Below are 21079 nucleotides of genomic sequence, written 5' to 3'. Positions count from 1 at the left end.
CAGGGGCCTTCCGGGCTCAGCCCAGGTCCAGGAAGTTCTCCAGGCCGAAGGTCAGGCCCGGAGCGGTCACCACCCGGCGGGCGCCGAGCAGGATGCCCGGCATGAAGCTGCTGTGGTGGAGGGAGTCGTGGCGGATGGTGAGGGTCTCGCCCTCGCCGCCGAGGAGGACCTCCTGGTGGGCGAGGAGGCCGCGGAGGCGGACGGCGTGGACGGGGATGCCGTCGACGCTGGCGCCCCGGGCACCGTCCAGGGCGGTCACCGTGGCGTCCGGGGCCGGGGCGGTGCCGGCCGCGCGGCGGGCGTCGGCGATCAGCTGGGCCGTGCGGGTGGCGGTCCCGGAGGGGGCGTCGACCTTGTTCGGGTGGTGGAGCTCGACGACCTCCACCGACTCGAACCAGGGCGCGGCGATCTGCGCGAACTTCATCGTCAGCACGGCGCCGATGGAGAAGTTCGGGGCGATGAGCACGCCGGTCTCCGGGGACTGGGCGAGCCAGCCCGTCAGCTGCGCGAGGCGCTCGTCGGTCCAGCCCGTCGTACCGACGACGGCGTGGATGCCGTGGCGTACGCAGAAGTCGAGGTTGCCCATCACCGAGGCGGGGGTGGTGAGTTCGACGGCGACCTGGGCGCCGGAGTCGGCCAGCGCCTCCAGCTTGTCGCCCCGGCCAAGGGCGGCGACCAGCTCCATGTCCTCGGCGGCCTCGACCGCCCTGACCGCCTCGGAGCCGATCCGGCCCTTGGCGCCGAGGACCGCCACGCGCAGCTTGCTCATCTTCGTCTTCGTTCCTTACCGGTGGTGTGTCAGGCGACGGCGTCGTGCAGGCGTGCGGCCTGTTTGTCCTTGAGCGGGCCGATGACCGACAGCGACGGGCGCTGTCCCAGGATGTCGCGGGCGACCGAGCGGACCTCGTCCGGGGTCACGGCGGCTATCCGGGCCAGCATGTCGTCGACGGACATCTGCTCGCCCCAGCACAGTTCGCTCTTGCCGATACGGTTCATCAGCGCGCCGGTGTCCTCCAGGCCGAGGACCGTGGAGCCCTGGAGCTGGCCGACGGCACGGCCGATCTCGTCGTCCGGCAGGCCGTTCTCGGCGACGTGGTCGAGTTCGTCCCGGCAGATCTTGAGGACGTCGTGCACCTGCGAGGGCCGGCAGCCGGCGTAGACGCCGAACAGTCCGCAGTCGGCGAAGCCCGAGGTGTACGAGTACACGCTGTAGGCCAGGCCGCGCTTCTCGCGGACCTCCTGGAAGAGCCGGGAGGACATGCCGCCGCCGAGGGCGGTGTTGAGCACGCCGAGGGCCCAGCGGCGGTCGTCGGTGCGGGCGAGGCCGGGCATGCCGAGGACGACGTGCGCCTGTTCGGTCTTGCGGCCGAGGAGTTCGACGCGGCCGGCGGTGCGGATGGTGCGGCTGCCGTCGCGCGGGGCGATCGGGGTCGATTCGGCGTTCTTGAAGGCGCCGGCCTTCTCGAAGGCCGCGCGGACCTGTCGTACGACCTTGTTGTGGTCGATGTTGCCGGCCGCGGCGACCACCAGGTGGGTGGGGTCGTAGTGCTTCTTGTAGAAGCGGCGGATGCGGTCGGCGGTGAGGGCGTTGACCGTGTCGACGGTGCCGAGGACCGGGCGACCGAGGGCGTTGTCGCCGAACATGGTGTGCGCGAACAGGTCGTGCACGCAGTCGCCCGGGTCGTCCTCGGTCATCGCGATCTCTTCGAGGATCGCGCCGCGCTCGACGTTGACGTCGTCCTCGAGGATCAGGGAGCCCGTGAGCATGTCGCAGACGACGTCGATGGCGAGCGGCAGGTCGGTGTCGAGCACGCGTGCGTAGTAGCACGTGTACTCCTTCGCCGTGAACGCGTTCATCTCGCCACCGACCGCGTCGATGGCGGAGGAGATGTCCAGCGCGCTACGGCGGGTCGTGCCCTTGAAGAGCAGGTGCTCAAGGTAGTGGGTGGCGCCGTTCAGGGACGGGGTCTCGTCGCGGGAGCCGACGTGGGCCCAGATGCCGAAGGTCGCGGAGCGGACCGAGGGCAGGGTCTCGGTGACGATGCGCAGGCCGCCGGGGAGGGTGGTCTTGCGGACCGTGCCGATGCCGTTCTCGCCCTTGATCAGGGTTTGGGTACGGGCGACGGCCCGCGCCTCCGGAGAGGTGCGGGCCGTCGTCGTGGAGCTGCTCGACGTCACTGGTCGGTGTCGTCCTTTGCGTCCTCGGAGGAGGCCTCTTCCTCGCCCTCGATCACGGGGATCAGGGAGAGCTTGCCGCGGGAGTCGATCTCGGCGATCTCGACCTGGACCTTCTGGCCCACACCGAGGACGTCCTCGACGTTCTCCACGCGCTTGCCGCCGGCCAGCTTGCGGATCTGCGAGATGTGCAGCAGACCGTCCTTGCCGGGCAGCAGGGAGACGAACGCACCGAAGGTGGTCGTCTTCACGACCGTACCGAGGTAGCGCTCGCCGACCTCGGGCATCGTCGGGTTGGCGATGCCGTTGATCGTGGCGCGGGCGGCCTCGGCGGCCGGGCCGTCGGAGGCACCGATGTAGATGGTGCCGTCGTCCTCGATGGTGATCTCGGCGCCGGTGTCCTCCTGGATCTGGTTGATCATCTTGCCCTTGGGGCCGATGACCTCGCCGATCTTGTCCACGGGGATCTTGACGGTGATGATCCGCGGGGCGTTCGGGGACATCTCGTCCGGCTTGTCGATCGCTTCCATCATCACGTCGAGGATGTGGAGGCGGGCGTCGCGGGCCTGCTTGAGGGCCGCGGCCAGGACGGAGGCCGGGATGCCGTCCAGCTTGGTGTCGAGCTGGAGGGCGGTCACGAACTCCTTGGTGCCGGCGACCTTGAAGTCCATGTCGCCGAAGGCGTCCTCCGCACCGAGGATGTCGGTGAGGGTGACGTAGTGCGTCTCGCCGTCGATGTCCTGGGAGATCAGGCCCATGGCGATACCGGCGACGGGGGCCTTCAGCGGCACACCGGCGTTCAGCAGCGACATGGTGGACGCGCAGACCGAACCCATGGACGTCGAGCCGTTCGAGCTCAGCGCCTCGGAGACCTGGCGGATCGCGTAGGGGAACTCCTCGCGGGTCGGCAGGACCGGGACCAGGGCGCGCTCGGCGAGGGCGCCGTGGCCGATCTCGCGGCGCTTCGGGGAGCCGACGCGGCCGGTCTCGCCGGTGGAGTACGGCGGGAAGTTGTAGTTGTGCATGTAGCGCTTGCGAGTCACCGGGGAAAGGGTGTCCAGCTGCTGCTCCATCCGGAGCATGTTGAGGGTGGTGACGCCCAGGATCTGGGTCTCGCCACGCTCGAACACGGCGGAGCCGTGCACACGCGGGATGGCCTCGACCTCGGCGGCGAGCGTACGGATGTCCGTCACGCCCCGGCCGTCGATGCGCTTCTTCTCCTTGATCACACGCTCGCGGACCAGCTGCTTGGTGAGCGAGCGGTACGCGGCGGAGATCTCCTTCTCGCGGCCCTCGAACTCCGGGAGCAGCTTCTCGGCGGCCAGACCCTTGACGCGGTCCAGCTCGGCCTCGCGCTCCTGCTTGCCCGCGATGGTCAGCGCGGAGGCGAGCTCCGGGCGGACGGCGGCGGACAGCGCCTCCAGGACGTCGTCCTGGTAGTCGAGGAAGATCGGGAACTCGCCGGTCGGCTTGGCGGCCTTCGCGGCGAGGTCGGCCTGGGCCTTGCAGAGCACCTTGATGAAGGGCTTCGCGGCTTCCAGACCGGAGGCGACGACCTCCTCGGTGGGCGCCTCGGCGCCGCCCTTGACCAGCTGGATGGTCTTGTCGGTGGCCTCGGCCTCGACCATCATGATCGCGACGTCGCCGTCCTCCAGGACGCGGCCGGCGACGACCATGTCGAAGACGGCGTCCTCGAGCTCGGAGTGCGTCGGGAAGCCCACCCACTGGCCGTTGATCAGCGCGACGCGGACGCCGCCGATCGGGCCGGAGAAGGGCAGACCGGCCAGCTGGGTGGACGCGGACGCGGCGTTGATCGCGACGACGTCGTACAGGTGGTCGGGGTTGAGCGCCATGATGGTGGCGACGACCTGGATCTCGTTGCGCAGGCCCTTCTTGAAGGACGGGCGCAGCGGGCGGTCGATCAGACGGCAGGTGAGGATCGCGTCCTCGCTCGGCCGGCCCTCACGGCGGAAGAAGGAACCCGGGATCTTGCCGGCGGCGTACATCCGCTCCTCGACGTCCACCGTGAGGGGGAAGAAGTCGAGCTGATCCTTGGGGTTCTTGGAGGCGGTGGTGGCCGACAGCACCATGGTGTCGTCGTCCAGGTACGCCACGGCGGAGCCGGCGGCCTGCTTGGCCAGGCGGCCCGTCTCGAAGCGGATGGTGCGGGTGCCGAAGGCGCCGTTGTCGATGACGGCCTCGGCGTAGTGGGTCTCGTTCTCCACTAGCGTTTTCTCCGTTACTTTCGTCTGCGTTACGTCTTTTGTCCCGGTCCGCCCGTGTGGCGGGGGGACGGTTGCGGAGAAGCGCGCCGTGCTGTGCGGGCCGGTCTTCGATCGAAGCACCCGGGGCTCGCTTCCCCCCGGGGGCCACTACCGAGGACCGGCGGCGGCTTGGGTGCGCTTCTCCTTGTTCGTTGTCGTGCTGTGTCGTGCGTATTGCGTTGTGCTACCACACTACAAAGCGTGAGTGACACTCCGCACGTTTCCGCACGTACGGCAAAGGGAGCGGCCCCGGGTGTCTCTCCGGGAACCGCTCCCTTCACGGCGTCTTACTTGGCGCCCGCCGCACCGCGGCGGATGCCCAGGCGGTCGACCAGCGCACGGAAGCGCTGGATGTCCTTCTTCGCCAGGTACTGCAGGAGGCGACGGCGCTGACCGACCAGGATCAGCAGACCACGACGGGAGTGGTGGTCGTGCTTGTGGACCTTGAGGTGCTCCGTCAGGTCGGAGATCCGACGCGACAGCATGGCGACCTGGACCTCGGGGGAGCCGGTGTCGCCCTCCTTGGTACCGAACTCGGTGATGATCTGCTTCTTCGTAGCGGCGTCGAGCGACACGCGTACTCCTCGTAGTCTTTGCATGGCCACCGAGTGCCCCCGGTCTTTGTCTCGGGGGAGCTTCCGTTACTCGGGAGGCGGGGATCCGTTGGGCGCGGCCTCCGGGGTCCGCGGGGGACTCCGGAGGTGCGTACACAAACGGCCGTCGTCAAGGGTACCAGTGCCGGTGGGGGGCTCTGTCCTGGGGTTGTGGAAGAAAGTACGGCCCCGGCACGACCGCCAGTAGTGTGACGGTCACAGCGCAGGTACGGGGGAAGACGAGGGGAAGGGGTCGCGCGGGATGAGCGAGACGGCTGAGGAGACGAAGGCGCGCAAGGAGCGGGAACGGGACGAGCTCTACGCGCTCGACATCTCGGGCGTCGAGTGGCACTGCGCGCCCGGTACCGAGCAGGACGAGGAGCGGGTCGAGATCGCCTACCTGCCCGAGGGTGCGGTGGCCATGCGGTCCTCACTCGACCACGGCACCGTGCTGCGGTACACGGAGGCGGAGTGGCGGGCGTTCGTGCTGGGCGCGCGGGACGGCGAGTTCGACCTGGAGCCGAACGAGCGCAACGGCGGCCTGGCCGCCCAGTGAGCGGTGGCGCGGCGGGCCGGTGAGCGGTTGCCCGGCCCCCCGGTGACCGGCGTCCGCGGGGCGGCACGCGCGTGTGCCGCCCTTTCGCGGTCCGTTCGCGGTCCGGCCAGAGCCCCCGGGGCGTCCCAGCCCACGCCGGGGTCGGCTCGTGCCCGCGCTGCCGATGCCGATGCCGATGCCGAGCACGGACAGCAGGGCGGCCTTGGAGTGCTTGTCGGCGGCGGCGAGTTCCCGCTTGACGAAGGAGACCCTGCCCTGTTCCACCACGATGTCCGACTGCGCCGGGTCGCTGAGCTCGCCCTGGTCGTCGGACGGGAGGGCGCGGCGTTTCGCCGTACTCACCTGGCACTCCCCCGCCCCCGTGGCATCCGCGCGCAATGTCCCCTTTTCTGAGGCCAGTTCGCCCGTTTCCTCCGTGCTCACGCGAACACCGCCCCACCCTGGCTCCCTGCGCCACAGGGGACTCATGGCGAGGGCGGGCAGGATGACAGACGCCAACTGGCACCGAACTGACGGCTCTTGCCCGTTTTGTTCATCGGTTGTTCGGCAATACGAAGGCTCCGCACACCACTTCCGGGCAGGGTGTGACCAGGCGGACCTCTGACGAGAGGCGGACGGGCCTGCCGAGGTGCGGCTCGTGGTGATTAGGCTGGGAGGGGGGCGCGACGTCCGGACTGTGAACAGGACGTCGGTTTCCCGAGGGGGAGAGCCGGTGGATCGGACTACCTCACACGAATTTGGATGCTGAGAACGACACGACATGGTCGTCGCGCCGGCACGGCATGAGGGTGCTCGACCACACCAGGAGGAACTGTGAGCAGCGATCGGGACGGGATCCGCGGGGGCTGGGCCACACCCGGCGATGACCAGCCCGACGCGGAGTCCCTCAACGAGATGACGGGCGAGTTCACGATCGACTACGCGCCGCCCGCCTGGTACACGCAGAACGCGGCCGACGGTTCCGGTCCGGCGGCCGGCGGTCCGGGCGCCGGCGCGGACTCGGCAGGCGCGCCCGGAGCGGTGAGCGGGCCTGGCGCCGGTGTGGGCCCTGTGGGTACGGGTCCTGCGGGTGCGGGTGCCGCCGGTGCCGGTACGGGTCCTGCCGCGCCGCCCCGTTCGCCGTTCCCGCCGGGGGCACCGATCCCCGGGCTGACGCCTCCTCCGCACGCCCAGCAGGGGGGCGCGAGGCCGGGTCCCGGGCTGCCCTTCACGCCGCCGCCCCCCGCTCCGCCGACGTCCGGTCCTGGAGCACCGTTCACGCCGCCGCCGACGTCGACACCGGGCGCGCCGTTCACCCCGCCGCCCGCGTCAACACCGGGGGCCCCCTTCACCCCTCCGCTCAGCGTGAGTCCCGGGGCTCCGTTCACGCCGCCGGTGGCTTCGGTACCGAGCGCTCCGGCGCCGGGTGCTCCGGTCACGCCGCCGCCCGTTTCGACGCCCGGTGCGCCCTTCACGCCCCCGCCCGCGTCAACTCCCGGAGCACCGTTCACCCCGCCGCCCGCGTCAACACCGGGGGCTCCCTTCACCCCTCCGCCTACCGCCACGCCGGGCGCGCCGTTCACGCCGCCGACGCCCCCGACGCCCCCGACGGCTTCGGTGCCGAGCGCGGGCGCCGGGGCCCTGGCCGCCCCACCCGCGGCGCCGGCCGCCCCGCCCGCGGCGCCGTTCATCCCGGCCGCGCCGCCCGTCGGCGGCCCGGCCGCCGTGCCCGGGCTGCCGGTCGGTTTCGAGCCGCAGCCGGTCACGGCCGAGGAGCCGACGCCGGAGCCCGAGCAGGACAACGGCGACCTGGAGAGCGGTGCGACGATGCGGTTCTCCGCCGTCGCGATGAAGCGCGAGATGGCCGAGGCCGCCGAGCAGACTGCCGCCGAAGAGACGGACGGCGGCGAGGAGGAACGGGAGGCCGATGTCGTCGCGCTTCCGGTGAGCTCCGAGGCGGAGCACGAGGACACCCGCGAGGAGGCTGCCGAGGCGCCTGAGCCGTCGGCGTCGGCCGACGCCTACATCGACATCGAGGACGAGGACGAGGGCGCGCACGGGGATCCGCGCGACGAGTTCGAGGCCGTCGACGCCGACGCCGATGTGGATGCGGACGCGGACGCGGATGCGGATGCGGATGCGGATGCGGATGCGGACGGTGCCGCCGAGGCGGACGAGCCCGTCCAGGAAGCCGTCCCGGCGGACGCCCCGGACGCAGGCGAGTCCCGGTCCCAGGACGCGGCCGCCGTCGACGCCCTGGACGACAACGACGACGAGCGCGGCCCCGAGACCGACGGCGCCGCGCCCGCCGTGGCCGCCGTGGCCGCCGTGGACCAGGTCGAACCCCAGGACGCGCCCGCCGCAGCCCCGCAGGCCGCCGTCCCCGCGGCCCCGGCCCCGCCGCAGGACGCGCCCCCGGCTCCCGCGGACGCCGTGCCCACCGCCTGGACTCCCCCGCCGACGCCTCCGACGGTGGTCCCGCCGTTGCCGCCGTCGTACCAGCCCGCGGCCCCCGCGCCCGCGGCCCAGTGGCCGGTCCAGCCGCACGCACCGGAGCCGGCGCCCGGTCAGCCGCAGCCCCAGTCCCAGCCGCAGCCCGCCGCGGCCCAGGGTCCGCAGCCGTTCCAGCCGCAGGCACCGCAGCCCGCGCCCGCCGCCTGGAACCAGCCCGCGCCCCCGCAGCCCGGGCAGCCCTACGCCCCGCAGCCTCCCGCGCCCGACGCCCAGGGCGGCTACGGCTTCCCGCAGCCGGGCGTCCCCGTCCAGCCGCCGCAGGCTCCGGGAGGCTACGGCTTCCCCCAGCAGCCCGGTCAGCCGCAGGCCCCGCAGTACCCGGCCTCCGACGCCCAGGGCGGTTACGGCTTCCCGCAGCCCCCGGCGCCTCCGGCTCAGCCCGGCGGCGGCTACGGCTTCCCGCAGCCGGGCGCCCCCGTCCAGCCGCCGCAGGCCGCCCCCCAGGAGCCGCAGGACCCGCGCACGGCACAGGCACCTCAGGCGCCTCAGGCACCGCAGAACCCGCAGGCGCCCGAGCCGGGGGCCGCCCAGCCGCAGCCCCGACCGCCCGTCGACCCCCGGGCCGGTGCCGCCTGGCCGCAGCCCATCCAGCACGACCAGCGGCAGATGACCAACCCCGGTGCCGCGCCGCTGGGTTACACCGCCGCCGTGGAGCTGTCGTCCGACCGGCTGCTCAACAACAAGAAGCAGAAGGCGAAGAGCGGCCGGCCCTCCGCCGCGTCCTCCCGGTTCAAGATCGGTGGGAAGAAGGAGGAGGCCGAGCGGCAGCGGAAGCTGGACCTGATCCGCACGCCGGTGCTGTCCTGCTACCGGATAGCGGTGATCAGCCTCAAGGGCGGTGTCGGCAAGACCACCACGACCACCGCGCTCGGCTCCACCCTCGCCACCGAGCGCCAGGACAAGATCCTCGCCATCGACGCCAACCCGGACGCCGGCACGCTCGGCCGCCGGGTGCGCCGCGAGACCGGGGCCACCATCCGTGACCTGGTCCAGGCGATCCCGTACCTCAACTCCTACATGGACATCCGGCGGTTCACCTCACAGGCCTCCTCCGGCCTGGAGATCATCGCCAACGACGTCGACCCGGCGGTGTCCACCACGTTCAACGACGAGGACTACCGGCGCGCGATCGACGTGCTCGGCAGGCAGTACCCGATCATCCTCACCGACTCCGGCACCGGCCTGCTGTACAGCGCCATGCGCGGGGTGCTCGACCTGGCCGACCAGCTGATCATCATCTCGACGCCGTCGGTCGACGGAGCGAGCAGCGCCAGTACGACGCTGGACTGGCTGTCCGCGCACGGATACGCCGACCTCGTGTCGCGGTCCATCACCGTGATCTCCGGGGTCCGCGAGACCGGCAAGATGATCAAGGTCGAGGACATCGTGCAGCACTTCGAGACGCGCTGCCGGGGTGTCGTGGTCGTCCCCTTCGACGAGCACCTGTCCGCCGGTGCCGAGGTCGACCTCGACATGATGCGGCCCAAGGTGCGCGAGGCGTACTTCAACCTCGCAGCGATGGTCGCCGAGGACTTCGTACGGCACCAGCAGATGCACGGCCTGTGGACCAGCGACGGCAACCCGCCGCCGGTCGCCGCCCCGCCGATGCCCGGCCAGCCCCTGCCGAGCCAGCAGCCCTACGCACCCGGACAGCCGCAGCCGTACTCGCCCGGACAGCCGTACGCGCCCGGACAGCCGTACCCGCAGCAGCAGCCCTACCCGCCGCAGCAGCCGTACCCGCCGCAGGGACAGCCGCCGCAGCAGGAGCTGTACGGCCCGCCCCAGCCCGGCGCCCAGCCCTACCCGCCACAGCCGGGACAGCCGCAGCCGCAGCCGCAGCCGCAGCCGCAGCCGCAGCCGCAGCCGGGGCAGCAGTATCCGCCGCAGCCTCAGCCGCAACCGGGATACGGCTACCCGCAGCCGCCCCTGCCCCCGCAGGCCGCTCCTCAGCAGCCGCCGCAGCCGGCCCAGCCCCCGCAGGGTCAGCCGCCGCAGCAGTAGCCGGAAAGCCGAAGGGCGGTCGGTGCCTCGTCGCACCGGCCGCCCTTCGGCGTACTGCTGAGCCCTCTGCTGAGCCCTCTGCCCGGTCAGGCGTTCTCGGCCGCCACCAGCTCCCGGCAGCGCTTGACGTCCTCGGCCATCTGCTCCAGCAGCGCGTCGAGCGAGTCGAACTTGGCCTGGCCGCGGACGTAGGCCAGGAAGTCGACGGCGACGTGCAGGCCGTACAGGTCGAGCCCCACACGGTCGATGGCGTACGCCTCCACCGTGCGCTCGGTGCCGTCGAACTGCGGGTTGGTGCCGACGGAGATCGCGGCCGGCATCACCTCGCCCTGGGCGTGCAGGAAGCCGGCGTAGACGCCGTCGGCGGGGATCGCGGTGTGCGGGAGCGTCTCCACGTTGGCGGTGGGGAAGCCCAGCTCGCGGCCGCGCTGGGCGCCGCGCACGACCACGCCCTCCACCCGGTGCGGGCGGCCCAGGATCTCGCGGGCACCCGCCATGTCGCCCTCGGCGACCAGGCGCCGGGTCAGGGTCGAGGAGAACGGCTCGCCGCCGCCCGCCTCCCCCCGCACGAACAGGTCGACGACCTCCACCTCGAAGTCGTACACCGTGCCCTGCTCGATGAGGAACTCCACGTTGCCCGCGGCCTTGTGGCCGAAGCGGAAGTTGGGACCCTCGACGACGGCCCTGGCGTGCAACTTGTCGACCAGGACCTTCACCACGAAGTCGGCGGCCGACAGCTTCGAGAACTCGGTGGTGAAGGGGAGGATCAGCACCGCGTCCACGCCCAGCTCCGTCATCAGCTCGGCGCGGGTGTGGTGCGGGGCGAGCAGCGGCGGGTGGCTGCCGGGGCGCACGACCTCGCTGGGGTGCGGGTCGAAGGTGACGACGACGGCCGGGATGCCCAGCTCACGGGCGCGGTCCACGGCATGCCGGATGATCAGCTGGTGACCGCGGTGCACCCCGTCATAAGAACCGATGGTGACGACGCTGCGCCCCCAGTCCTCGGGGATGTCCTCCAAGCCACGCCAGCGCTGCACTGTGACCGCTCCTCGAACCTGTGTCCGTTGTCCCTCTTACGCAGGTCTAAGGGTGCCATGTTTGCCGGACCCGTCTCACACCGGCACGGTCGCTGTGACCGGGCGCACGTGTCCGCGGTCACGCGGGGACCCGCACGCCCGCCAGGTTCCCGAGCATCCGCCGGGTGCTCGGGCCGACCACCGCGGCCCATTCCTGCGGGGTGTCGGTGAGCCAGCGGGCCATCAGGGCGGCGAATCCGGGCACGTGCCGGCCGAGGTCGACCAGGCCGCGGTCGAACAGGGTCGCCCCGTCCGGGGTACGGACGAGCAGCAGCCCGGTGCGCCTGACCAGCTCGCGCATCCCGTCGCCGTCGGTGTCGGCCCCGCGCTGTGCGGCGGCCGCGTGCAGCAGCGCGTCGAGGACGCCGGGGTCCCGTTCACGGTCCAGCAGCAACTCCAGGAGCTCCTGGCGCAGCGGTCGGGATGCGGGGGCGCCGGCCGCGCCGAGTACGGTCGCGAGGGCCGCCCGGACCGGCTCGGGGCCGTCGTCGAGCAGCTCGGTGACCAGGGGCAGGAGGACGGTACGGGCCTCGGCGCCCTGGTCGAGGCGGCGCTCCACGAACCCGGCCACCTGCCCGGCGAGGTCCGGCCGTAGCTCGGCGGCCTCCAGGACCAGTTCGGTGACCCGCTGGGCGAGCATGGGTGTGGTGACGTGGGCGAGGGTGCGCAGCACCTGTGCGGCGTCCGGCCCGCGCAGCCGGGCGCGGAAGGCCTCCAGGATCTCGTCGGGGTGGGTGACCAGGGCGGGGACCAGGGCGGCGGGCGTGAGCTGGTGGTCGCCGGTGGTGAAGTGCGTAAGCGCCTGCGGGAGATGGCGGGCGCGGGTCGCCGGGTCACGGACCAGCAGGGCGAGGGCGCCGCCGTGCACGGTGCAGTCGGCGGGGCGGGCGAGCAGGGCGAGCGCGGCATAGCGGAGCAGTTCGCGGTCGGGTTCGCTGCGGACGTGCGGGGCGGTGCGCAGCCCGTGGGCCATGGCGGCCACCCGGCGGGCCGGGCGCTCGTCGTGCGCCCAGCGGTCCACGGCCCGGCACACCGCCGACGGCTCGTCCTCGGCGAGTACGGCCAGCAGTTCGTCGCCGCGCCGGTGCGCCGCGTCCACCAGGACCTCGGTCAGGTCGTCCAGGGCCCGGTGCCGATGGGTGTGCAGCAGCGCCTGGGCCGCCGTCGCCACGGTGGCGTGCGGCATCGCGGGCAACGGCCGCTCGTCGTCGAACCACCGGGTGAGATAAGGCTGTACGGCGGTGGGGTCGGCGGCCAGCAGCCGGGCCACGGCGTCCAGGAAGCGCGGGGCTGCCGTGCCCTCGGGCTCCTCCGCCGGCGGACGGGTCGGCGGCCCGGTCGGCCGGGTCGGCCTGGCTCCGAAGCGGCCGATGCCCGCGCTCTCCGGCAGCGGCTCGTCGGCCAGCACCAGCCTGCGCAGCAGATCGAAGCGGTCGGCGGCCGGAAGGGCGAGCGCGGTCCAGAAGTCCGGCCCGAACTCGGGGGACGGGGTGCGCTGTTCGCCCACCACGCGGTCGGCGAGCCGCCGCAGCACCCCGGTGTAGGGGGTCGCGTCGGGCAGCCGCAACAGGGTCTGGGCGATCAGGCGAGCGGCCCACCAGGAACCGGGGTCCAGGTCGAGGGCGTGCGTCAACTCGTCGAGCCGGGGCGTGAGTTGGGTCGGTCCGTAGTCACGGTCGAGCAGCAGCAGGGCCTGGACGACCGGGCCGACCCTGTGGTGCGGGACGGGCAGGGGGTGGGCGCCCAGGGAGGTGCGGGGGCGGTGGACGAGGGCGTGCAGGGCCTCGTCCAGGTCCAGGTGCATGCCCTGGATCCAGTCGGCGAGCTCCTCGTGGGCGAAGCGGTAGCCGCCGCCGGCGGGCACCAGCAGGCCCTCGGTGAGGACGGCGGAGGCCCAGCCGGAGCCGCCGCCGAGGTGGGCCGGGACGGGCCCCCAGGGGAACACCGCTTCGAACGACTCCCGGTCCAACTCGCCCTGCCCGGGGCCGAGGCTGCGCCGGGCGGCCTCGTGCACCTGCCCGGAGACCCGGGCGGCGAGGCGGCGTACGGCCGTACCGCGCAGACCGTTCTCCGCGGCCAGCCGGACCGCGATGCGCAGGCACATCAGGTCGAGGTAGGCGGCGAAGACGTCGTGCCGGTCGATGGGGTCGTCGGCGGCGGGGGCGTCCGGGAGGGCGGCGCGGACCTCGGAGAGCAGGCGCAGGGCGAGGGGGTGGCGAGCGTCGCGGTCGATGAGGGCGCCGTCGGGGATGCCGTAGCGGGAGCAGGCGCGGCGGGCCTCGTCGGGGGTGAGGTCGGCGAGCCGGATGCACGGGGGGTCGCCGTCGGTGCCATGACCGTTGCCGTGTCCGTTGCCATGACGGTTGCCGGGTGCGTTGCCGTGTCCGTGCAGGAGGTCGGGGGGGAATTCGGCGCCGGCGCGCTCCCAGTACTCCTCCCGGCAGGCCACGAGCAGGCGGGCGCCGGTGTCGCGCAGCCAGTCCGCGGTGCCCTCGGTCCAGGCGGGGAGCCGGTGGGCGAGGACCGGGGGCATCTCCTCCGGGCCGTCCAGCAGAAGGAGGAGCGGACGGCCGGCGCGGGCGGCGAGGCGGGCCAGCCGTTCCACGCTCAACTCGCCCAGGTCACCGGGGAGTTGGGAACGGGAGGCGGCGACGATCCGGACCGCGCGTTCCAGGGAGCGGCGGGCCGCGGAGGCGACGGAGTCGTCGGCGTCCTTGAGGTCGGCGCCACGGAGCCAGAGGGTGGGGGCCGGGTTCGCTTCGCGGTTGCGGCGGGCGGCGAGGGCGGCGAGTTCTGTGGTGCGGCCGGTTCCGGGGGCGCCGACGAGGGCGAGGACGGTCCCGGTGGTTTTTCCGGTACCGGTGCCTTCGGCGAAGGCGGACAGCTCCGTTGAGATGGTCGATCGTTCGACGGGTTGTACGGGGTCGGTGTATTCGCCTACGAGTGCCGTGAAAGGTGGTGGAGCGGCTGCGGGTGCGCTGTGGCTGGTCGCGCAGTTCCCCGCGCCCCTTTGGGGCGCTCCGGTGCGGGGCGCTCCAGGGTGGGGCGTTCCGGTGTGGGGTGCGCCGGTGTGAGGTGCGCCGGTGTGGGGTGCGCCGGTGTGGGGCGGTGACATGCGGGGGGTCTTGCGGCCCACGTAGCCGGCCAGGGCTCCCGGGGGGCCGTCCTGGCCTACCGAGGTCGCCGTCAGTTCCAGGATTCCGGCCAGGTTGAGGTCGATGCCGTACGCCGGGACCGTGGCCGCGTTGGTGGCCAGCAGGTCGGCCAAGGGGCCGCTGTCGGGGTGGTGCAGGGGGACGGCGAAGCCCACGTCCCGCTGGCCGGACTGGAGGGCGGTGCCGAGGACCGCCAGGACCGCGCCGGTCTCCGCGTCGAGGACCGGGCCGCCGGCCGCCCCGCCGCCCAGTCGCAGCGCGTCCCGGCCCGCCGTGCCGATCGCCAGCTCCAGGGCGTCCTCCAGGAGATGGAAGCGGTCGGTGGCGGTGTACGTCACCTGGGTCGCGGCCAGCACCCGGGCCTCTCGCCAGCGGTCGGCGGCGATGCGGACGTAGGCGCCGGCCGGGATGCGTTCCCGTACGGTGATCGGGAGCGGGTCCACGGCCAGGCCCTCGGTGCGGACCAGGGCCAGGTCGTAGGCGGGCAGCGGGACGACGGCGTCCGAGCCGACCACGCAGGTGCGGTCCCCGGCCGCGTGCAGCACGATCCGGGCGAGGCCGTCGACGGCCTCGTGACTGGTGATGAGCGTGCCGTGATGATCGGCCAGGAAGCCGGTGCCGCGCGGCCGTCCGGCGAGGTCGCGGATCCGGACCAGCCGCTCGTCGAGCCCCGGTCCCGTCTCCTTCTCCGCCTCCCGCGCACCGTCCGCCGTCCGGCGACCGCTCCCGGTCCGCAGGCCCCGTCCCGCCATGATCGAACCTCCCCGCCCGTACATCCGTGCCCTCGACTTCGACCGTAGGGGCGAAATGATCAGCGGGACAGAGCGGGCGGTGAACGCGCCCCCCTCTGCTCCCCCGGTTCACTCCGAGCGCCTGCTCGGTCGGGTGAATAGGCCGGGGCGGGTGGATACACCCTAGGGGTGGGGGAACCGAGGGGGGACCGTGGAGCGGCGGCGGCGCCAGACCCCGTGGTCGCCGCTCCACGGGCAGGGCCCGACGGACTCCGCGGGCTCAGGAGAAGACGGCGAGGCTCTTCGCCTTGCCCTTCTGCTCCTCGACGAGCGCCAGGAAGCGGCCCTCGGGGTCGAACACGGCGACGGGACCGATGCCCGCGTACTCGTCGGGCATCTCCAGGCGCATGCCGTTGGTGAGCAGGCGCGCCCGCCTCGCGTCGACGTCCCAGCGGCGGAACGCGGCCCCGGCCGCCTCCGCGATCGGCATCACGGTCAGCTCCTGCTGGAGCTGGTCGAGGGTGCGCGCGGAGTCCAGCTTGTACGGCCCGACGCGGGTGCGGCGCAGCGCGGTGAGGTGGCCGCCGACGCCCAGGTCGGCGCCCAGGTCGCGGGCGAGGGCGCGGATGTAGGTGCCGGAGGAGCAGACGACGGAGACGACCAGGTCGAGGACGGGGGTGCCGTCCTCGGCGACGGCGTCCCGGACGTCGTACACGGCGAACGACGAGACGGTCACCGGGCGGGCCGGGATGTCGAAGTCCTCGCCGTCCCGGGCGCGCTTGTACGACCGGACACCGTCGATCTTGATGGCGCTGACCTTGGACGGCACCTGCATGATGGCGCCGGTCAGCTTGGCGATGCCGGCGTCGACGGCCTCGCGGGTGACCTTGGAGGCGTCGGTGGACGAGGTGATCTCGCCCTCGGCGTCGTCCGTGACCGTGTTCTGGCCGAGCCGGATCGTCCCCAGGTACTCCTTCTCGGTGAGGGCGAGGTGCCCGAGGAGCTTCGTCGCCCGCTCGATGCCGAGGACGAGGACGCCCGTCGCCATGGGGTCGAGGGTGCCGGCATGCCCGACGCGCCGGGTGCGGGCGATGCCCCGCATCTTGGCGACGACGTCGTGCGAGGTGAAGCCCGACGGCTTGTCGACGATGACAAGGCCGTCGGGCGGGGTGGGCTTGCTGGTCATTCGGTGGCGTCGTCCGTCTCGTCGGCCTCGTCTTCCGCACCCGGCTTCTTGTACGGGTCGGCGTCTCCGGCGTAGTCGGCGCCCGCGGAGGCCTCGCGGACCTTCTGGTCGGACTGGCGCGCCCGGTCGAGGAGGTCCTCGATGTTCCGGGCGGTGTCCGGCAGGGCGTCCGCGACGAAGGCGAGGGTCGGCGTGAACTTCACGCCGGCGGCCCGGCCGACCTCGGACCGGAGAATGCCCTTGGCGCTCTCCAGACCGGCGGCGGCGGCCTTCCGCTCCTCCTCGTCGCCGTACACCGTGTAGAAGACGGTCGCCTCCCTGAGGTCACCCGTGACCCGGGTGTCCGTGATGGTGACGTGGGTGCCGAGCCGCGGGTCCTTGATCCCGCGCTGCAGCTTCTGGGCCACCACCTCTCGGATGAGGTCCGCCAGCCTTTTAGCCCGCGCGTTGTCGGCCACTGGTCCGTCTCCCGTTCTTTCTTCTTGTCGTTCTCAAGTCTCAGGTCTAGTCGTCGTCGCCGTGGAAACGCCGTCGCACGGACAGCAGTTCCACCTCGGGGCGGCCGGCGACCAGCCGTTCGCACCGGTCGAGTACGTCGGTCAGATGCGCGGCGTCGCCGGAGACCATGGCAAGGCCGATGCCGGCCCTGCGATGAAGGTCCAGATGGTCCACCTCGGCCGCGCTCACGGCGTACTTCCGCTGGAGTTCGGCGACGATCGGGCGGACGACGGAGCGCTTCTCCTTGAGCGAGTGGATGTCGCCGAGGAGGAGGTCGAAGGACAGAGTCCCCACGTACATGTATGTATCCGGTTAACCCGCCGGCACGGGATCGATGGCCCTGTCAGGAACGGTACCCCGTCCCTGCCGGGGGCTCGACCGACTTTCCCCAGCGATGGGGGTCCGCTTCGCCGCCCACCCAGCCGCCCACCCAGCCGCCCGACTCGGTCGGCTGCGAGGCGCCGCCACGGGGCTCCGCCACGGACCCCGGACCTTCGCCCGCCCACCACCCGACTCGGGCGGCCGAGAAGGCACCGCCCGAGGGGGCACCTTTTCAGCTCACCGAGTCGGGTGGTGGGTGGGCGAGGTCGGGGTCCGGGGCGGAGCCCCGTGGCGGGCGTGTCCCGACGGGAAAAGTACCGGCCGACGGAAGCGAACTCCCGTCGGCCGGCTACCCACCGTGGGCGTTACACCCGCGGCTTCTCGCGCATCTCGTACGTCGCGATGACGTCGTCGATCTTGATGTCGTTGAAGTTGCCGAGGTTGATACCGCCCTCGAACCCTTCGCGGATCTCGGTGACGTCGTCCTTGAAGCGACGCAGGCCCTCGATGTTGAGGTTCTCCGCGATGACCTTGCCGTCGCGGAGGAGGCGCGCCTTGGTGTTGCGCTTGACCTCGCCGGAGCGGATGAGGACACCGGCGATGTTGCCCAGCTTGGACGACTTGAAGACCTCGCGGATCTCCGCCGTACCGAGCTCGACCTCCTCGAACTCCGGCTTGAGCATGCCCTTCAGGGCCGCCTCGATCTCCTCGATCGCCTGGTAGATGACCGAGTAGTACCGGACGTCCACGCCTTCGCGCTCGGCCATCTGCGCCGCGCGGCCGGCCGCGCGGACGTTGAAGCCGATCACGATGGCGTCGGAGCCCATCGCCAGGTCGATGTCGGACTCCGTGACCGCACCGACGCCGCGGTGCAGGACGCGGATGTCGACCTCTTCGCCGACGTCCAGCTGGAGCAGGGAGGACTCCAGGGCCTCGACGGAACCAGAAGCGTCACCCTTGATGATGAGGTTGAGCTGCTGGACCTCGCCGGCCTTGAGCACCTTGTCCAGGTCCTCGAGGGAGACGCGGCGCGTGCGCTTGGCGAACGCGGCGTTGCGCTCACGGGCGGCGCGCTTCTCGGCGATCTGTCGGGCCGTACGGTCCTCTTCGACCACCAGGAAGTTGTCGCCCGCACCCGGGACGTTGGTCAGGCCGAGGACCTGGACCGGCGTCGACGGGCCGGCCTCGGCCACGTTGTTGCCGTTGTCGTCGAGCATCGCCCGGACGCGGCCGTACGCGTCGCCGACCACCATCGTGTCGCCGACCCGCAGCGTGCCTCGCTGGACGAGGACCGTCGCCACGGCACCGCGGCCGCGGTCGAGGCGGGACTCGATCGAGATGCCCTGCGCGTCCTGGGCCGGGTTGGCCCGCAGGTCGAGCGAGGCGTCCGCGGTCAGGACGACCGCTTCGAGCAGCTCGTCGATGTACAGACCCTGCTTGGCGGAGATGTCGACGAACATGGTGTCGCCGCCGTACTCCTCGGCCACCAGGCCGTACTCGGTCAGCTGACCGCGCACCTTGGTCGGGTCGGCACCCTCGACGTCGATCTTGTTGACCGCGACGACGATCGGGACGTCGGCCGCCTTGGCGTGGTTGAGCGCCTCGACCGTCTGCGGCATGACGCCGTCGTTGGCCGCGACGACCAGGATCGCGATGTCGGTCGACTTCGCACCACGGGCACGCATGGCGGTGAACGCCTCGTGACCCGGGGTGTCGATGAAGGTGATCTTGCGCTCTTCGTCGTTGACCTCGGTCGAGACCTGGTAGGCACCGATGTGCTGGGTGATGCCGCCGGCCTCGCCCGCGATGACGTTCGTCTTGCGGATGGCGTCGAGCAGTCGGGTCTTGCCGTGGTCGACGTGACCCATGACGGTGACGACCGGCGGGCGGACCACCAGGTCCTCCTCGTCGCCCTCGTCCTCGCCGAACTCGATGTCGAAGGACTCGAGCAGCTCGCGGTCCTCCTCCTCGGGGCTGACGATCTGGACCGTGTAGTTCATCTCGCCGGCGAGGACCTCGAGGGTCGCGTCGGAGACGGACTGCGTGGCCGTGACCATCTCGCCGAGGTTCATCATGACCGCGACGAGGGACGCCGGGTTGGCGTTGATCTTCTCCGCGAAGTCGGTGAGCGACGCGCCGCGGGAGAGACGGATGGTCTCGCCGTTGCCGCGCGGCAGCATCACGCCGCCGACGCTCGGGGCCTGCATGGCCTCGTACTCCTGGCGACGCTGCCGCTTCGACTTGCGACCGCGACGCGCCGGACCGCCGGGACGGCCGAAGGCGCCCTGCGTGCCACCACGGCCGCCGGGACCGCCGGGACGACCGCCGAAGCCGGGACGACCGCCGCCGCCACCGCCGGGACCGCCGCCGAAGCCGCCGCCACCGCCACCGGGAGCACCGCCGGGACGACCGGCGAAGCCGCCGCCACCGCCCGGACGGGCGCCGCCACCGGCACCGCCGGGACGACCGGCGAAGCCGCCGCCGCCACCGGGACGACCGGCGCCGCCGGGACGACCCGCACCGCCGGGACCGCGACCGCCGCCACCGGGGCCGGGACGCGGGCCGGCAGCGGGACGCTGCGGCATCATGCCGGGGTTCGGACGCGGACCCGCGGAGCCGCCGCCGGGACGCGGACCGCCCTGCGGGCGGGGCATGCCGGACGGGCTCGGACGGGAACCGCCGGGAGCCTGCGGACGCGGACCGCCGCCCTGGGCGCCGGGCGCCTGGGGACGGGGACCGGCGCCGGGGGCACCGGGGCCACCCGGGCGCGGACCGCCCTGCGGGCGCGGGGCCTGCGGGCGGGCCATGCCGGTGGAGCCACCGGACGTGAAGGGGTTGTTGCCCGGACGCGGACCGGCCGGACGGGCACCGCCCGGACGGGGGGCGCGCTCACCGGGACGCTGACCGCCGCCCTGGCCCGGACGGGCCTGGCCCTGGCCGGGGGCGGGGCGACCGCCGGGGCGCGGGGCGCCCTGCCCCGGACGGGGACCGGCACCCTGCGGGCGCGAACCCTGCGCGGCGGCCGGGCTCGGCGCCGCGGCGGCCGGAGGCGCCGGCGGAGCGGTGAACTCGGGCGCGGCCGGAGCCGGACGCGGGGCGGGCCTGGGACCCGGACGCGGGCCGGAGGCGGCCGGCGCGGGGGTGACCGGAGCCGGGGCCGCGGCCGGAGCCGCCGAGGCCGCGGGCGCGACCGGCGCCGCGGGCTGCGGGGCAGCCGGGCGCGGGGCGGCCGGCTTCGGGGCAGCAGGACGTGCCGCCTGCGCCGGAGAGGGCGCGGCGGGCCTGGGGGCCGACTTGCGGGGGGCGGGCTTACCGCCGCCTTGGAAGGCGTCGGTCAGCTTGCGTACAACGGGCGCCTCGATCGTCGAGGACGCCGAACGGACGAATTCACCGAGTTCCTGGAGCTTGGCCATGACGACCTTGCTCTCAACCCCGAACTCCTTGGCGAGTTCGTATACCCGGACCTTAGCCACTTCGCTCCTTTTAGGTCCGGGTGTGTCCGGACCGTTGCTACTTCATGGGCGTACTCATCGCGTGCTCATCGAGTGCTCATCGCAATCTCGACCTACTTCCAACTCGCGGGGTACCAGAGCCGCACGGACGTTCCGAACGACGCTTCTTACGGTGTTACTGCTCGACGTACCGGCGCAACGCCTTTACGTCGAGCGGACCCGGGACGCGGAGCGCCCTCGGAAGTGCCCGGCGGCGTACCGCCTGGTCCAGACAGACCTGGGCGGGGTGTACATATGCACCCCGGCCGGGCAGCGTACCGCGAGGATCGGGGACGCATTCGTCCTCGACCGCCACGATCCGCAGCAGTTCGGTCTTGGCCGCTCGCTGCCTGCACCCCACACAGGTGCGCTCAGGGCATGCGCGGGCACGCGTCCGGCCAGACACTGCTAAGTCTACCTCCCCGCACCGACCTCACCCCTTCGGGGCAAAGATCGAACGGCCGTTGTCGTAATCCAAGCGACCTGCGGCTTGGAACTATTCCCCCCGTCCGGGTGAACCGCGGACGGGGGCCGGCGTC

At 72.7% G+C, this 21079-nt stretch carries 13 protein-coding genes and 1 pseudogene; 3 read left to right on the top strand and 11 right to left on the bottom strand.

Going from position 1 to position 21079, the window contains the following annotated elements; all coding sequences use genetic code 11:
- Window positions 1-16: 16 nt before the first annotated feature.
- From dapB to rpsO, 4 genes are all read right to left on the bottom strand, one after another.
- Window positions 17-769, bottom strand: a complete 753-nt coding sequence (gene dapB / locus ACFWPQ_RS37770) for a 4-hydroxy-tetrahydrodipicolinate reductase (RefSeq protein ID WP_384045249.1) — start codon at window positions 767-769, stop codon at window positions 17-19.
- A gap of 29 nt (window positions 770-798) precedes the next feature.
- Entirely contained in the window at window positions 799-2178 is a 1380-nt protein-coding gene (locus ACFWPQ_RS37765) for a M16 family metallopeptidase (protein ID WP_384045247.1), read from the bottom strand.
- A complete protein-coding gene (locus ACFWPQ_RS37760; RefSeq protein ID WP_384045244.1) occupies window positions 2175-4400 on the bottom strand; it encodes a polyribonucleotide nucleotidyltransferase in 2226 nt (741 codons plus the stop codon). Before ACFWPQ_RS37760 ends, ACFWPQ_RS37765 begins: the two co-directional genes overlap by 4 nt.
- A 326-nt stretch (window positions 4401-4726) precedes the next feature.
- A complete protein-coding gene (rpsO, locus tag ACFWPQ_RS37755; protein WP_089098391.1) occupies window positions 4727-5014 on the bottom strand; it encodes a 30S ribosomal protein S15 in 288 nt (95 codons plus the stop codon).
- A gap of 280 nt (window positions 5015-5294) precedes the next feature.
- On the opposite strand from rpsO, the gene ACFWPQ_RS37750 reads away from it, so the two are divergent.
- From ACFWPQ_RS37750 to ACFWPQ_RS37740, 3 genes and pseudogenes are all read left to right on the top strand, one after another.
- Window positions 5295-5588, top strand: a complete 294-nt coding sequence (locus ACFWPQ_RS37750; RefSeq protein ID WP_361304898.1) for a DUF397 domain-containing protein — start codon at window positions 5295-5297, stop codon at window positions 5586-5588.
- 813 nt (window positions 5589-6401) lie between these two features.
- A pseudogene (locus ACFWPQ_RS37745) lies at window positions 6402-6482 on the top strand (SCO5717 family growth-regulating ATPase); the annotation flags it as partial.
- Window positions 6483-7394: 912 nt separating this feature from the next.
- Window positions 7395-10082: a MinD/ParA family protein gene (locus ACFWPQ_RS37740; protein ID WP_384045279.1), complete on the top strand. Its 2688-nt coding sequence runs from the start codon at window positions 7395-7397 to the stop codon at window positions 10080-10082.
- Window positions 10083-10168: 86 nt separating this feature from the next.
- On the opposite strand, the gene ACFWPQ_RS37735 is transcribed toward ACFWPQ_RS37740, so the two are convergent.
- From ACFWPQ_RS37735 to ACFWPQ_RS37705, 7 genes are all read right to left on the bottom strand, one after another.
- Window positions 10169-11119: a bifunctional riboflavin kinase/FAD synthetase gene (locus ACFWPQ_RS37735; protein ID WP_384045240.1), complete on the bottom strand. Its 951-nt coding sequence runs from the start codon at window positions 11117-11119 to the stop codon at window positions 10169-10171.
- Window positions 11120-11237: 118 nt separating this feature from the next.
- Complete coding sequence (locus tag ACFWPQ_RS37730) at window positions 11238-15065, bottom strand: trypsin-like peptidase domain-containing protein (RefSeq protein WP_384045237.1); 3828 nt, start codon at window positions 15063-15065, stop codon at window positions 11238-11240.
- A gap of 259 nt (window positions 15066-15324) precedes the next feature.
- The gene (gene truB / locus ACFWPQ_RS37725; protein ID WP_384045234.1) at window positions 15325-16230 is read right to left on the bottom strand and encodes a tRNA pseudouridine(55) synthase TruB; all 906 of its coding nucleotides are present in this window, start codon (window positions 16228-16230) and stop codon (window positions 15325-15327) included.
- A complete protein-coding gene (gene rbfA / locus ACFWPQ_RS37720; protein ID WP_361304888.1) occupies window positions 16227-16688 on the bottom strand; it encodes a 30S ribosome-binding factor RbfA in 462 nt (153 codons plus the stop codon). The genes truB and rbfA overlap by 4 nt, the downstream gene beginning before the upstream one ends.
- Window positions 16689-16734: 46 nt before the next feature.
- Entirely contained in the window at window positions 16735-17028 is a 294-nt protein-coding gene (locus ACFWPQ_RS37715) for a DUF503 domain-containing protein (protein ID WP_046732584.1), read from the bottom strand.
- A gap of 386 nt (window positions 17029-17414) precedes the next feature.
- The gene (infB, locus tag ACFWPQ_RS37710; protein WP_384045231.1) at window positions 17415-20522 is read right to left on the bottom strand and encodes a translation initiation factor IF-2; all 3108 of its coding nucleotides are present in this window, start codon (window positions 20520-20522) and stop codon (window positions 17415-17417) included.
- Window positions 20523-20676: 154 nt separating this feature from the next.
- Entirely contained in the window at window positions 20677-20946 is a 270-nt protein-coding gene (locus tag ACFWPQ_RS37705; RefSeq protein WP_350792162.1) for a YlxR family protein, read from the bottom strand.
- Window positions 20947-21079: the final 133 nt, after the last annotated feature.

The organism is Streptomyces sp. NPDC058464 (genome assembly GCF_042721035.1).
Classification (GTDB): domain Bacteria; phylum Actinomycetota; class Actinomycetes; order Streptomycetales; family Streptomycetaceae; genus Streptomyces.
The sequence above is the reverse complement of the archived record's forward strand: the minus strand, read 5'-3'. Positions and strand labels throughout refer to the sequence as shown.